This window comes from Marinagarivorans cellulosilyticus (genome assembly GCF_021655555.1).
Taxonomy (GTDB): Bacteria; Pseudomonadota; Gammaproteobacteria; order Pseudomonadales; family Cellvibrionaceae; genus Marinagarivorans; species Marinagarivorans cellulosilyticus.
In genome coordinates this window covers 22,255-36,390 of sequence record NZ_AP023086.1, presented here as the reverse complement: position 1 = coordinate 36,390, position 14,136 = coordinate 22,255, and the positions used below count along the sequence as shown (strand labels likewise).

The following is a 14,136-nucleotide window of genomic DNA, read 5'->3' as shown; positions in this document are numbered from 1 at the left end:
GATTAATGCAAGCCAAATTTACCCAAGGTTCAATATTCAAGCATGTCAGCGTGATGACATTCACTTCAACAGCGGGTTTGCTGTCGTTGTTTTTGGTCGACTTGGTTGATATGTATTGGTTGAGCTTGCTTGGCGAGATCGAGCTTGCCGCCGCTATTGGCTATGCCGGCTCTATTCTCTTTTTTACCATGTCACTGTGTATTGGCCTTTCTATTGGTTGCGGCGCCCTCGTGTCTCAATCGATTGGCAGCGGGAGTATTCAGCAAACTAAGCAATTGGTTGCTCATATCTTTGCCGGAATTTTAGGCATTTGCATCATCGTGGCTTTAATTGTGTTCTTTGCTATCCCTTGGTTGCTGCTTTGGTTAGGCGCTACCGATAGAGCCCACGAATTAGCGCAAGCCTACCTAACAGTGATTGTCCCAAGCATGCCGCTTATGGGCATCGCCATGGCCTGCAGTGGCGTTATTCGCGCGCTGGGTCACGCGAAAGAATCAATGTATCTCACTTTGCTGGGTGGCTTTGTGAATGCTGTTCTGGACCCAATCTTTATTTTTGCTTTAGATATGGGCATTGAAGGGGCTGCTACGGCAACCGTTTGTGCGCGCCTGACTATGGTGAGTTATGGTTTACAGCGTGTTTTTATCGCCTATGGTTTACTCGATACACCTCACTGGAAAGGCTTTGTAGAAGATTTTAGGCATTATTCGCAAACCGCACTTCCCGCCGTCTTAACGAACTTATCCACCCCGCTAGGGGTTGCTTATATCACCGCTGTAATGGCCCAATTTGGTGATAGTGCGGTTGCCGGCAATGCCATTATTAGCAAGCTGCAGCCTCTGGCTTTTGCTGGTATTTTTGCGCTTTCTGGCGCCATTGGTCCTATTGCAGGGCAAAATTTAGGGGCTAAATACTTTGACCGAATTTTACAAACACTCAAAGACAGTATGTTGTTTATCTTCGGTTACTGTGCCGTTGCTTGCTTGGCCCTGTTTGTACTCACCGAGTTTATTATTCAGGCATTTAATGCAGAAGGCGAAGCCGCAGTGCTAATACGCGTATTTTGTTACGGCTTAAGCATCACCAGCTTATTTAACGGCATGACCTTTATGAGCAACGCCTTATTCAATAACCTGCGCATTGCGCCATGGGCTACGGGCTTTAATTTTGCTAAAGCGACCGTATTCACTATGCCTTTTGCTTCGCTCGGCGGGCAATGGGGTGGGCCTGTGGGGGTTTATTGGGGTGTATTGCTGGGCGCAGCTATTATTGGAATTGCTGGCGTAGTTGTAGCCTACTGGAAGATTAAACGTCTAAAATAGCGCTCTTTATAATAGTAACGCCAATACGGGGTTTCACCATGGCATCCTTACAAGACCAACTTTTAAATGCTGGGCTCATCGATACCAAAAAGGCCAAGCAAGCTAAAAAAGACAAACGCAAAAAAGCCAATGTCGATCGCCGCAGCAAAGAGGTACAGGTAGACGAAGCAAAGGCCGCAGCAGAAGCCGCCAAAGCCGAGAAAGTCGCTCGCGACCGCGAACTTAATCGCCAGCGCGAGGAACAGGCCCAACAAAAAGCCATTGCTGCGCAAATAAAGCAGCTCATTCAAAACCACAGCAAAGCCAAACTCGAAGGTATTGGCGAAGTTGAATACAACTTTACCGATAACGGAAAAATCAAAAAAATGATGGTGTCTACCACCGTGCAGCGGCAAATTATTAATGGCGTTTTAACCATTGTAAACTTAGAAAACAGCTACCACCTTATTCCCGCTATGGTCGCCGATAAAATAGCGCAAAGAGATGATTCATGCATTGTGGTGAACAATGTCACTACGGAAGAACAAACCGATGAAGACGATCCGTATAAGGATTACGTCATTCCCGATGACATAATGTGGTAAACGCTGGAGCGCTGTAAATATAGATTAATACTGTGAAATATTCTCGCCGAAAATTAATTGCACTCGCCTTACTGCTGATTACAGCTTTAGCGAGTGCAGTTATCTTCTATGCGACTGCAAGCACTAAAGCCGATATATGCGCGCAACGCGGGGGGCAATTTAATACAACAACAGGTATTTGTAGTTTTAGTAAAACAAACCCATAACTTACTTATTATCGCTATGAATAATGGTGGGCTTCGCGTCGTTCTTCGCTATTTTATCCAGGTAACCCATTAAAAATGCAGAGGCAACAAACGTCATATGCATAATGACATACCACTTTAGCTCTTCTGATTCATACGCATCAGCACCCATAAATATTTTGAGTAAATGAATGGACGAAATAGCCACAATACTAGCTGCAATTTTAGCCTTTAACGAGGAGGAGTCCATTTTTCCTAGCCAGCTCAGCTTTTCTTCATCATCGTTAATATCTATACGGCTAACAAAATTTTCGTAGCCGCTCATCATTACCATAATCAACAAACCACCTACCATGGCGATATCAATTAAAGACAGGATCACAAGAATGAGATCTGCTTCTTTAATGGTAAAAATATGTACCAAAAGGTGAAAAACCTCTTCAAAAAACTTTATGCCTAGCGCCAGCACCGCCAAGCTTAGACCAAAATAAATAGGCGCTAATAACCAGCGCGAGCGGTAAAGAAGATTTTCAAAAAATTTTTCCATGGGGCAATCTCAAAATCTTAAACAAACAATAAATTAATCAAAAATAATATTGCACAGCTATTTTTGATACGGATCGGGTTGATCATATAAACGCTTTTTAAAACGTTTATATTCCCACTGATATTGGGCCGGTACCGATCGAACACAATGTTCAATACCAGCGCTTAATGCATTAACGGCTAATTGCTCATCATCGCTGTGAATATCTGCAGGGGCTTCTTCAACAACAATTTCAAACCCCCCTTTTACACGCTTGGCATAAGCGAACAAGGGCTTACAGCCGCTTTTTTTAATGAGTTTATTGGCCAATGTCATGGTAAAGGCGTGATGGGCCATAAACGGGGCGAATAAACCAGAAGCATCATCTTTAGGGGTTTGATCAGGTAATATCCCTGACATACCACCTTCCTTTAAGACTTTTAAAATAGTCATCAAGCCTTTTCTATCTGTGGCCACTAAGCGGGCATTGCAACGGGTGCGCACTTCTAATAACACCTCATTCATGCCAATGGCATTAGGCTTTTGGTACATATTGGTCACTTGGCCCAGTGTGGCTAAGTAATAATTTAACACCTCCCAATTACCAATATGCGGCGCCAGAATAAGCACACCTTGACCACGCGCTTGCGCCTCTTTAATTAGGTGCTCTCCTATGCGCTGCGTTATTCGCTGCTCGACCCAGCTAGGCGATCGCGTCCAGATAACGGCTGTTTCCAGTGCTAAACGGCCTGTTTCTAATACACTCGCGTGAACCAACTGCTTTTGTTCTTGAGCAGATAACTCTGGCAAGCAATAGGCAATGTTTTGGGCTGTAGCAACGGCCATGCGGCTCTGGGTTAATAAGGAGAACCGCCCAGCCAATGCACCTAAACCTCTCGCCCACGGCAACGGTAAACGACCTATAACGGCAATAACGCCCTTTACCAGTCGAGTTACTGTTTTTTCGGATAACGAGGGTGGGGAAGTCATATCGAAGACACTATTGGCAAAAGGTACATTCTGCCAAAAAAATGGAGCCTAGGTAACGAATATATCAACACCCCCCTTAATAACCCCCCTCTAATACAGAAGGGCATAAGGGGGGATGCGCTGTTGCTAAGTAGCTAAAGCGCGAGCTGTAGCCCTTAAAGAACCGCTTTAGCCGCAGCGTAATCAGGCTCGTTTGCTATTTCTGGAACTAATTCGGTGTGCAATACCTTACCGTCTGTATCCAATACGATAATGGCACGCGCCGTTAAACCAGCTAATTTGCTATCGAGCAGCTTTAGGCCGAAGTCTTCAGCAAAGCTAGAGCGAAACGCCGAAGCCGATACAACATTGCTTAAACCTTCGGCACCACAAAACCGCGCCATGGCAAAAGGAAGGTCTTGTGACACACAAACAACAACGGTATTTTCCAGCGCACCGGCTTCTTCGTTAAAAGTACGAACAGATTGCGCACACGTGGGGGTATCTACACTGGGGAAAACGTTAAAAATAACGCGCTTACCCGATAAGTCACCGTAGGTTAAATCACTAAGGTCAACATTGCTTAGGGTAAAAGTAGGCACAGTAGAACCTACTGCAGGTAAATCGCCATTAGTATTAACCGGTGTGCCTTTAAGTGCTGTAGTCGCCATAAAATTTTCTCTTGGGTTGGATGTATTAATCAGACTGAGGGCACGGAGTATCGCAGCTTTTGCGGTCACAAAACACCGGTGTAAAATGGGGGTATTCATCCAAGCAGGCCCGCCACAGCCTATTGCTATTTATTACTGAGAAAATCATGGCTAACTTCAACACCCACTTACAGTTTTCCACTATTGGCAGCGGTTTGCTCAGTACACTGTTTTTAAGCACGCAGCACATTACGCCTTCAGAGGCAGTGCTTTGTTGGCTGGCCGGCTCAGTGGGCGGAATTTTGCCCGATATAGACTCAGATAATTCACATAGCTTATCTATTCTATTTGGTTTGTTAAGTGCGATTGCCTGTGTATTAACCACTGTGTTTGGCGTTTATCACTGGCCGCTATTATGGGTTTGGGGCGGCTGTGCCGTCGCTTTTTTGGCGATGCATTTTGTGGTGCGCAATATCTTTGAAATTTTTACGGTACACCGCGGCGTTTTTCACTCGGTGCTGGCTGGCCTATTTTTTACCTTTTTGGTCACAGCCATTACTGCTCAGCTTGGCTTAAGGGCTTCCGGCTGTTGGTTTATGGGCTTATTTACTGGCTTTGGTTATTTTTTACATTTGTTATTGGACGAGATCTACGCCGTCGATTTTATGAATAACCGGCTTAAGCGCTCTTTTGGCACCGCATTAAAGCTCTTTGATTACGACAACTGGAAAAGCGCGTTATTTATTGGCAGTGCTACCGTTATTACGGCCTTTTTCCTGCCAACAGCCACGCGCTTTTCCAATATTGTTTTTAATACCGAAACCTATACCCTATTTGCGCAAAAGATAATGGGCTAACCATTAACAAAAGTGGGCGCCTTGCGCGCCTACAAATACGCTGTAAAGCGATTGGCTTGCCGTCATAAAGAGTCGGTTTCGGTGTTTGCCGCCAAAACAAATGTTCGAGCAAATTTCAGGCAAAACGATTTGACCAATGCGCTCGCCATCAGGCGCAAAGATATGGACACCATCATAACCTTCACCAGCCCAACCAGCGCCCGCCCAGATATTGCCGTCCACATCGCAGCGAATACCATCCACAATGCCTTTTTGCTTGCCTTTGGCCGTAAGTGTGTGGCGGCGGCCATTTTTTAAGCGTGCGCCATCAACATCCCATACCTTAATTTCACCAGCCGCTTTGGCGTAATGCGAAACGCCAGAATCAGCGACATACAGTTTTTTGTAATCGGCTGAAAAACATAAGCCATTGGGCTTATAAATTTCGTCTGTTACTTTGCTAACAGCACCTGTTTTATCATCAATACGGTACACCGCTTCTTTTTGATAGGGCTGTGGCGAACCGTTATTAGCGTTAGTCCCTTCGTAAACCCCTAAGCTGCCATAGCCTGGGTCGGTAAACCACACGCTGCCATCTAGCGGGTTTACCACAATATCATTCGGTGCATTAAAGCTTTTGCCATCAAATTCCGCCGCTAACACCGTTATGCTGCCATTCGCTTCATAGCGCACAACGCGTCGCGCTAAATGCTCACACACCAGTTGGCGGCCTTGTAAGTCGAAGGTATTGCCATTGCTAAAATTAGAAGGCGAACGAAAAGCATGCGAAACATGATCATTTTCTGTGGTTAAACGCAGTTGCTCATTGCTGGCAACATCGCTCCATACCACGTAGCGCCCCACCGCATTCCATGCAGGCCCTTCTGCCCAGCGCATACCGGTGTGCAGACGCTGTATTGCCGCATTGCCAATGCGATAACCAAAGCGTTTGTCTAACGAAATAATATCTGGGTCTGGGTAACGCACGGGCGAAGCGCCGGGCTGATAACGATCACTATTAGCCAAGCTGCTCGCAGCGCCTAAGGTCGCCATACTGCCAACGGCAGCCTGTTTCATAAACTGCCGGCGCGAAGGCGCTGAATGTGGTGTCTTTGTCATAAGGGTTTAAGCCTATGTAAATAAAGTAGGTAAGGAGAATTTATCGGCGCTTACCATATCAAAGCCCTAGTGGCTCCGGTAGCGAGTTAATACAGCCGCCGAGTTAAAGCGCTGAATGAAGATACCTTTTATGACCTATTTTGCTTCTGCGGCGCCCAAACCAACAATTTTGCTAGCGTTACGCACAAGTTCAGGGATAATCGCCCCACTTAAAATACATCCGCTTAACCCCCAGCAAATCAATCGCCACTGGCATTGACGCCTGACTTAGCTATTCTCAAGTTACACAACTTGGAAATACCCTCATTCACGACGCATGCAGGCTTACCATCGCCTTAATAAGTACCCTTCTTTTATGATTAGATACAAACAAGACATACCCGCCATTTTTTTGGTTTTAGCACTTTTTGCCGCGCAGCTCGTATTGTTCTTTTGGGTTGATAACCTCTATGTTATTGCAGCTTGCGCACTGTTAATGGTTGTTGGGCAAGGCTCTGCTACCGCGGTTAACCACAACCACCAGCACCTACCCATATTCAAAGCTGGCTGGTGCAACCGTGCCTTTGAGATTCCGTTGTTTTTTAATACCGGCTGCGGGCCTTGGGCTTGGGTGCTGCACCATACCCTAGGCCACCATATGAACTACCTCGATGGCCATGAAGACACCTGCTCTTGGAAGCGCAAAGATGGCTCGACCATGGGCGCCACTGAATACACCATTGTAAATACCCTCAAGATTTACCCCGAAATTTTTCGCGTGGGCAAACAACACCCTAAAATCCTCAAAAAGTTTACCTTTTGGCTAGTGATATGCTGCGCACTCTTGGCCGCACTAGTGATAGCTTCGCCGCTTAAGGCGCTGATTATTTTTGTTATTCCAATGGTTATTCAGTTGTTCTTATTGGTTTATGCCACGGTGGACCACCACCGCGGGCTAGACACCCAAAACCCCTACGAAGCCACCCGCAACGACGCCACCAAAATCAACAACTGGTACGCTTGGAACTTGGGCTACCACACCGCACACCATGTAAAGTGCGGGCTGCACTGGTCTAAATTGCCGGCTTTTCATGAAGAAATTCGGCAAAAAATACCGAGCGAGTTGGTGCGGGTGGTTTAGGCCTAACGCCCCATATTGGTTTACACATTCATATTGCGCGCCCAAGCTTTGCTTTTTGTTCTGGCTGTGCGCGCTGATTAACACCCCATCAAGCAATCCCCCCACAATGTCGCTATAATCACCGCCTTTTGTTTTTACCTCATTAGCTAGGTGACTTTGTGACTCTTTCGACTACCGCGGCCAACCCCGCAGCGACATTTCAAGGCTTGATTTTAGCCCTTCAAACTTACTGGGCCGAACAAGGCTGCACACTAATGCAACCTTTGGATATGGAAGTAGGTGCCGGCACCTTCCACCCCGCTACGTTCCTGCGCGCTATAGGGCCAGAAACTTGGAACACCGCTTATGTGCAACCTTGCCGCCGCCCAACAGATGGCCGCTATGGCGAAAACCCCAACCGCTTGCAGCACTATTACCAATTTCAGGTCATCCTGAAGCCGTCACCAAACAATATTCAAGAGCTGTACTTAGGCAGCTTGCAAAAGCTGGGCATCGATACCAATGTCCACGATATTCGTTTTGTAGAAGATAACTGGGAATCCCCCACTTTAGGCGCGTGGGGCTTGGGCTGGGAAGTTTGGTTAAACGGTATGGAAGTCACCCAGTTTACTTACTTCCAGCAAGTTGGCGGCATTGAATGCTACCCCGTGAGCGGCGAAATCACCTATGGCCTAGAACGCTTAGCCATGTACTTACAAAATGTCGATTCTATCTACGACTTAGTGTGGACCATTGGCCCCGATGGCACGCCAGTAACCTACGGCGATGTATTCCATCAAAACGAAGTGGAAATGAGTGATTACAACTTCAACCACGCCAATGTGGATTACCTGTTCACCACCTTTGATGAGTGCGAAGCGCAATCGGCCAAACTCATTGAAGCCGGCTTGCCCCTGCCCGCTTACGAAATGGTTATGAAGGCCTCACATGCTTTTAACCTTCTGGATGCCCGCCAAGCTATATCTGTAACGGAGCGCCAGCGTTATATTTTGCGCGTAAGAACGCTGGCCCGCGAGGTAGCAAACGCTTACTTACATACCCGCGCCAAACTCGGCTTCCCCTTGGCGCCTGCGCACCTACGCGAAGAAGTACTCAATAAATTAGCCGCAGAGGATAAAGCCTAATGAGCCACGCATTTTTAGTTGAATTAGGCACCGAAGAGCTACCACCGGTTGCCCTTAAAAGCCTGAGCAAAGCGTTTACCCAAAGTATTTTGAGCGGCCTTAAAGCAGCCCATATCACTTTAACCAGCCATACACCGTTTGCCGCACCGCGCCGTTTAGCTTTATTGATTGAAGGCCTACCCGCCACCACACCACTCGAAGAAATTACCGCTTGGGGCCCGCCCACACGCGTTGCCTTTAAAGATGGCGTGCCGACTAAAGCCGCAGAAGCTTTTGCCAAAAAGAATGGCCTCGACGTGAATAACTTGCCAACAGGCATGGACGGCAAAGAAGAAAAGCTTATGCACGCAAGCCAAAGCGGTGGCGAGCCTACAGCCTCGTTAATGCCAGCATTGGTCGAAAAAGCCTTAGCCGGCTTGCCCATTAGTAAACGCATGCGCTGGGGAGCTAGCCGCACCGAGTTTGTTCGCCCGGTGCATTGGCTAGCGATGCTGTGGGACGATACCGTGATACCTGCCAACATACTGGACTTAGACGCGGGCAATACCAGCCGCGGGCACCGCTTTCACGCCAACCGTGAGTTAACACTCACTCACGCCACAAGCTATGCCGGTAGTCTGCGTGATGGCTATGTAATGGCAAGCTTTGAAGAGCGTAAAGCCTTAATTGTCGAGCAAGTGAAAGCCGAAGGCGAAAAGCTAGGCGGCGTTGCGGTTATTAGCGACGAGCTATTAGACGAAGTAACGGCACTTAACGAGTGGCCTGTGGCTTTAGCCGGCAGCTTTGATACCGAGTTTTTACAAGTTCCTGCCGAAGCGCTGGTTTCCTCTATGGCGGAACACCAAAAGTACTTCCACGTGGTGGACGCTAGCGGCCAGTTAATGCCCAACTTTATCACCATCGCCAATATCGAAAGTAAAGACCCAGCACAAGTGATTGCCGGTAACGAAAAAGTGATTCGCCCTCGCCTTGCCGATGCGGCCTTCTTCTTCGAAACAGACAAGAAAACCCCGCTGGCAGAACGCCGCGAAAAACTGCGCACCGTGACCTTCCAAGGCAAGCTTGGCAGTGTGTTTGATAAAACCGAGCGCATTGCCGGCTTGGCAACCTATATGGCCGAGCAGCTCGACTTTGATACCAGCCTAGCTAAGCGCGCAGGTGAGCTCAGCAAAGCTGACTTAGTCAGCAGCATGGTGTACGAATTTACCGACTTGCAGGGCATTGCCGGTGAGTACTACGCTAATAACGATGGCGAACCGGCCGAAGTCGCCAAAGCCATAAGCGAGCAGTACTTACCTAAATTTGCTGGCGATGCCTTGCCTACGACAAATTCTGGTGCATTAATTGCCCTTGCCGACCGCATCGATACCATTGCCGGTATTTTTGGTTTAGGCCAAACGCCATCGGGCAGCAAAGACCCATTCGGCCTGCGCCGTGCCAGCATTGCGGTGCTACGTATTTTGGTAGAAAAAGGCTACAACCTCGACCTAAAAGCGCTGCTTGAAAAAGCCGCTAGCCAATACAATGCTGCTATCGATGGCGGCCTACCCAAAGGCGAAGCCACTGCCGGTTTAGCGCTGGACTACATGCTAGAGCGCTTTAAAGCGTGGTTTGGCGAGGCCAATATTCCACCAGAAGTATTCCAAGCTGTTAGTGCTAAAGGGCTAACCACCCCGCTGGATATCGACAACCGCGTTAAAGCGGTAGATGCCTTCCGGCAGTTACCCGAAGCCCCGGCGTTGGCCGAAGCCAATAAGCGTGTTTCCAATATTTTGGCTAAAAACGGCGCCCCCTCGAATACCGTGGATGCCCAGTTGCTGGAATTAGAACCCGAAAAAACCTTAGCCGCCGAAGTAGCCAAGCTGGCCGAAGAAGTCGCGCCGCTATTTGCTAAGGCCGATTACACCACAGCCTTAAAAACACTGGCGCGTTTACAAAAGCCCGTCGATGCGTTTTTTAAGGACGTGATGGTAATGACTGACGACATGGCTGTGCGCAATAACCGTTTGGCGCTATTACAGCAATTAGGTAACCTATTTGGCGAAGTTGCCGACATTTCGTCGCTTGTAGTGAAATAAATAGCTACGTTGCTTTTAGCCGAACACTCGCCATTAACGCGTGTTCGGCGCTAACCTTACTCATAGCACCATCAAGGGTTTTTCATGCTAGCGTTAATCCGCACGTCAATTTTTGTGGCCGTTTGCACTGTACTTACGGTGCTATACGGCACTGCCTCGCTCCTGCTCGGGGGCTTATCGCAGGTTACGCGCCACCGTATTATTATTAGCTGGTGCCGCCTTGTGATCGCCTTGGCGCGCTGGATTTGTGGTGTTAAATACGAGGTTATCGGGCGTGAAAACCTTAAGGGGCTAGATGCGCCGATTGTTGTTTTATCTAAACATCAAAGCACTTGGGAAACGCTCTACCTACAAATATTGTTCTTCCCTGCCTCAACGATTTTAAAAAAGCAGCTTTTAGATATCCCGTTTTTTGGCTGGGGGCTTCGCGGCTTGCGGCCCATCGCCATAGATCGCGACAACCCACGCGATGCACTGCGCCAAGTTAAAGCCGGTGGTATTCAAGGTATAAAAGATGGGCTGAATATTATCCTCTTCCCTGAAGGCACCCGTATGGAAGCTGGCGAACGCGGTAAATACGCCCGCAGCGGCGCCGAAATAGCCATAAATAGCGGCGCAAAGATTATCCCTATTGCAATGAATGCCGGCCTGTACTGGCCTAACAAAAGCTTTAAGAAGTACCCCGGTACCATTAGGCTTGTTATTGGCCAAGCGATAGAATCGGCCGATAAAACTAGCCGCGATCTCACCGGCGAAGTAGAAACTTGGATTGAATCCACAATGGCAACACTGCCTACACAACGCTAGCTACCCGCAAAACAAACTATCAATTTATTCGAGGTATACCATGCAGAACTTTTCATGGCCAAGTTTACTCATCCGCATTGGTTTTGCATTTGTGCTGGTGTTTGTTTCATTTAACCCTACCGGTTATTCTTACTTTCACTGGTTAAAGTCCGTTTTCCCTTCATTAACCCCGTATGTTGCCATTGCAGGCATTGGTTTGATTATTGGCTGGGCCATGTTTATTCGCGCAACTTTACGCTCTTTAGGCCCCGTGGGTATTGTGCTTGCCGTGTTATTACAGGCTTGCCTAGTCTGGTTATTTATTGATTTGGGTTGGCTTGATTGGAAGAATATGAACGTTATGGCTTGGCTGGCGTTAATTGTTATTTCCATTGTTTTAGGTGTTGGTATGAGCTGGTCCCACATCCGCCGCCGCTTAAGCGGCCAAGTGGACACCGATGATGTAGACGATCAATAAACACTGCGTTTTAAGAACAAGCATCGAGCATAACAAAGACGAATAAGCACTTTTTGCGATAACGCCGTTGCTGGTCTACCCTCTGGTATAGGTTTACGTGTTTTATAGACACACAAATACTAACCCACCTAGAGAGAGCAACATGCTGACCCGTTTTTTAGTGCTTAGTACCACATTACTCTTGCTCGCAGCTTGCGGTGATGGACAGTTATCCGGTTTAGATAACGCCGAAATCGCAGGTAAGCGCGATGAATGCGTAAGGCAAAACCCAACCTCACCTGGCCGCGTTACCGCCTGTGAGAACATACGCAAAGAATGCGAACGCCGACGTAAGAATGGCAATTATGCTTGTTAGGGAAAAACGCTAAGACATACACCACCTCAAGCTCCACCCTTTAATAAACCGTATTCTAGTGATAAGAGTACGGTTTTTTTGTTTTTACTCGTCTACATAAACCAACAAATAGGCATAATACCGCGCAAACAATCACAGGGAATCTTCACGACATGCAATACACGATAAAAACCTTTGCAAAACAAGGCGCCTTAGCCGCTCTATGTATAGCCATTTTCGGCTGTGGCGCTGGCTCTTACGATAGGAATCAACAAGTCAGTATTCGTGATAAACACACTATTGCATATAGCGTAAATGCCGAAAAGCGCCTCCACCCTCGCTTACTACTGCAAGGGCAGGTTAATAATTTTAAAATTACAGATAGCCAAGATTTAATCAGCAACGGCTACAACCTAGACGTTGTTCTTGCTAACAATACGCTATGGGAAGGGCCCACAAAACTCAACCAAGAAGTGAGCTTACGTGATGCCGGCCTTGTATTACTGGCAAGCCCTGTAAATAACGAGCATTTAGAGATTAACCTTGGTGGTGGTATTCGCTATTTAGACGGTGACTTAGACCTAAGCACAGCGACACAACAAGAAAACATCGAACTGGTTAGCAAAACAGGCTTATCTATAGATTCATACGTTAAGTATAAGTTTTCACCCGTTTTAGCTTTTAGCGCTGGCGCAACCGGCGGGCATTTCGAAAGCGATAGAAGCTCAATGATGATTAATGCGGGATTACACTGGACCCCCATTAAACACCTACAATTTGATTTCGGTTTTTTTTATTACGGTTACGAGAATAATATTTCAGACCGAAATAGCAGCACCAGTGATTACCAACTTCAATCGCGCCGTATGCGTAAAGATTTTGACGAAGATAACATAGCTTCTTGTAACGATGATATTCCTAACCCATCTTGCCCAGAAGGTAATTACGACTCTGCAGTACAAGTAGAAACGCGTGGTTTAAAAGCTGGGGTTACTTTTGCTTTTTAGCAAGCAATAAGCAGCTGTGTTAGAGTCTTTATTTATCTATAAAACACTCAGCTATGAACATTGTCTTTCTAGATCGGGCCACAATTGGCCCATCGGTTCAATTTCCAAAACCGGCTTTCAATCACAAGTGGGCCGAGTATCCGCAAACCACTCGCGAACAAACAATAGCTCGCTTGCAAGGCGCTGATGTTGCCATTACCAATAAAGTGATTATCGACAAAGCCGTTTTAGATGCATGCCCCACATTACAATACATTGCTGTAGCAGCCACGGGCATGAATGTCGTCGATTTAAACACCTGTGCCGAGCGCGGTATTACCGTAGCCAATGTTAGCGACTACGCCACACAAGATGTTGCCGAACATGCATTTATGTTAATGCTCGCGTTAACCAAACAAGTAAAAGCTTATTCGGCCGCATTGGCGCAAGGCCAATGGCAAGCCAGCAAGCAGTTTTGTTTCTTTTTAGACGACCAGCCCCCCATCTCAACCCTGCGCGGAAAGGTATTAGGCTTAATAGGCACCGGCAATATCGCGCAAGCAACAGCCAAAATAGCGAAAGCCTTCGCTATGGAAGTTATTTATTACAGTCCAAGTGGGCGCACAGCCGTTGGTAATGTAAATTGTGTAAGCCTTAATGAACTATTAGCAATATCCGATATTATTTCTATTCACTGCCCACTCACCGAGCACACGCAAACATTAATTGGGAAAAAGCAGCTAGCGTTAATCAAACCTAGCGCTCTACTTATTAACACCGCGCGCGGCCCAATTGTTGATATCAATGCATTATTGAATGCTTTACACAATAATAAGCTTGCCGGCGCTGGCCTTGATGTTTTACCGGAAGAACCGCCCACACAAAGTTCCGCCATTATGCAAGCGCTAGATAACCCGCGCTTAATAATAACGCCACACACCGCATGGGCTAGCCATAACGCAATGCAAAATCTCGCTAACCAACTGATTAAAAAGCTGGAGGCATTTGTTGCAGGCCAACCAGCCTCAGATTAAAAATG

15 protein-coding genes are annotated in these 14,136 nt (G+C 47.2%); 11 read left to right on the top strand and 4 right to left on the bottom strand.

Annotation, left to right across the window (positions count from 1 at the left end):
- Window positions 1-5: 5 nt before the first annotated feature.
- Window positions 6-1,322, top strand: coding sequence for an MATE family efflux transporter (locus MARGE09_RS00145; RefSeq protein WP_236985279.1), 1,317 nt, complete (start codon window positions 6-8; stop codon window positions 1,320-1,322).
- A gap of 38 nt (window positions 1,323-1,360) precedes the next feature.
- Window positions 1,361-1,906 (top strand): DUF2058 domain-containing protein, encoded by a 546-nt coding sequence (locus tag MARGE09_RS00140; RefSeq protein ID WP_236985278.1) that lies wholly within the window; start codon window positions 1,361-1,363, stop codon window positions 1,904-1,906.
- A 207-nt stretch (window positions 1,907-2,113) separates the two neighbouring features.
- Here the strand turns inward: MARGE09_RS00140 and MARGE09_RS00135 are convergent, their stop codons facing one another.
- From MARGE09_RS00135 to tpx, 3 genes are all read right to left on the bottom strand, one after another.
- Window positions 2,114-2,638, bottom strand: coding sequence for a TIGR00645 family protein (locus MARGE09_RS00135; RefSeq protein WP_236985276.1), 525 nt, complete (start codon window positions 2,636-2,638; stop codon window positions 2,114-2,116).
- A 57-nt stretch (window positions 2,639-2,695) separates the two neighbouring features.
- Complete coding sequence (locus MARGE09_RS00130) at window positions 2,696-3,607, bottom strand: lysophospholipid acyltransferase family protein (RefSeq protein ID WP_236985275.1); 912 nt, start codon at window positions 3,605-3,607, stop codon at window positions 2,696-2,698.
- Window positions 3,608-3,762: 155 nt separating this feature from the next.
- Entirely contained in the window at window positions 3,763-4,257 is a 495-nt protein-coding gene (tpx, locus tag MARGE09_RS00125) for a thiol peroxidase (protein ID WP_236985273.1), read from the bottom strand.
- Window positions 4,258-4,316: 59 nt separating this feature from the next.
- Here tpx and MARGE09_RS00120 point away from each other — a divergent pair, with 59 nt between their 5' ends.
- Entirely contained in the window at window positions 4,317-5,093 is a 777-nt protein-coding gene (locus MARGE09_RS00120) for a metal-dependent hydrolase (protein ID WP_236985272.1), read from the top strand.
- Window positions 5,094-5,096: 3 nt separating this feature from the next.
- Here the strand turns inward: MARGE09_RS00120 and MARGE09_RS00115 are convergent, their stop codons facing one another.
- A complete protein-coding gene (locus MARGE09_RS00115; RefSeq protein WP_236985271.1) occupies window positions 5,097-6,191 on the bottom strand; it encodes an SMP-30/gluconolactonase/LRE family protein in 1,095 nt (364 codons plus the stop codon).
- Window positions 6,192-6,546: 355 nt separating this feature from the next.
- Between MARGE09_RS00115 and MARGE09_RS00110 the strand changes: the two genes are divergently transcribed.
- From MARGE09_RS00110 to MARGE09_RS00075, 8 genes are all read left to right on the top strand, one after another.
- Window positions 6,547-7,311, top strand: a complete 765-nt coding sequence (locus MARGE09_RS00110) for a fatty acid desaturase family protein (protein WP_236985269.1) — start codon at window positions 6,547-6,549, stop codon at window positions 7,309-7,311.
- A 158-nt stretch (window positions 7,312-7,469) separates the two neighbouring features.
- Window positions 7,470-8,435 carry a glycine--tRNA ligase subunit alpha gene (glyQ, locus tag MARGE09_RS00105; protein ID WP_236985268.1) on the top strand — a complete coding sequence of 322 codons (966 nt, stop codon included), beginning with the start codon at window positions 7,470-7,472 and terminating at the stop codon, window positions 8,433-8,435.
- Window positions 8,435-10,513, top strand: a complete 2,079-nt coding sequence (gene glyS, locus MARGE09_RS00100; protein WP_236985266.1) for a glycine--tRNA ligase subunit beta — start codon at window positions 8,435-8,437, stop codon at window positions 10,511-10,513. The genes glyQ and glyS overlap by 1 nt, the downstream gene beginning before the upstream one ends.
- A gap of 84 nt (window positions 10,514-10,597) precedes the next feature.
- Entirely contained in the window at window positions 10,598-11,320 is a 723-nt protein-coding gene (locus MARGE09_RS00095; protein ID WP_236985265.1) for a lysophospholipid acyltransferase family protein, read from the top strand.
- Between the two features lie 40 nt (window positions 11,321-11,360).
- A complete protein-coding gene (locus MARGE09_RS00090) occupies window positions 11,361-11,777 on the top strand; it encodes a DUF6524 family protein (protein ID WP_236985264.1) in 417 nt (138 codons plus the stop codon).
- A 142-nt stretch (window positions 11,778-11,919) separates the two neighbouring features.
- Window positions 11,920-12,132, top strand: coding sequence for a hypothetical protein (locus MARGE09_RS00085; RefSeq protein WP_236985263.1), 213 nt, complete (start codon window positions 11,920-11,922; stop codon window positions 12,130-12,132).
- A gap of 152 nt (window positions 12,133-12,284) precedes the next feature.
- Window positions 12,285-13,118 carry a hypothetical protein gene (locus MARGE09_RS00080; RefSeq protein ID WP_236985262.1) on the top strand — a complete coding sequence of 278 codons (834 nt, stop codon included), beginning with the start codon at window positions 12,285-12,287 and terminating at the stop codon, window positions 13,116-13,118.
- A gap of 53 nt (window positions 13,119-13,171) precedes the next feature.
- Entirely contained in the window at window positions 13,172-14,131 is a 960-nt protein-coding gene (locus MARGE09_RS00075; RefSeq protein WP_236985260.1) for a D-2-hydroxyacid dehydrogenase, read from the top strand.
- Window positions 14,132-14,136: the final 5 nt, after the last annotated feature.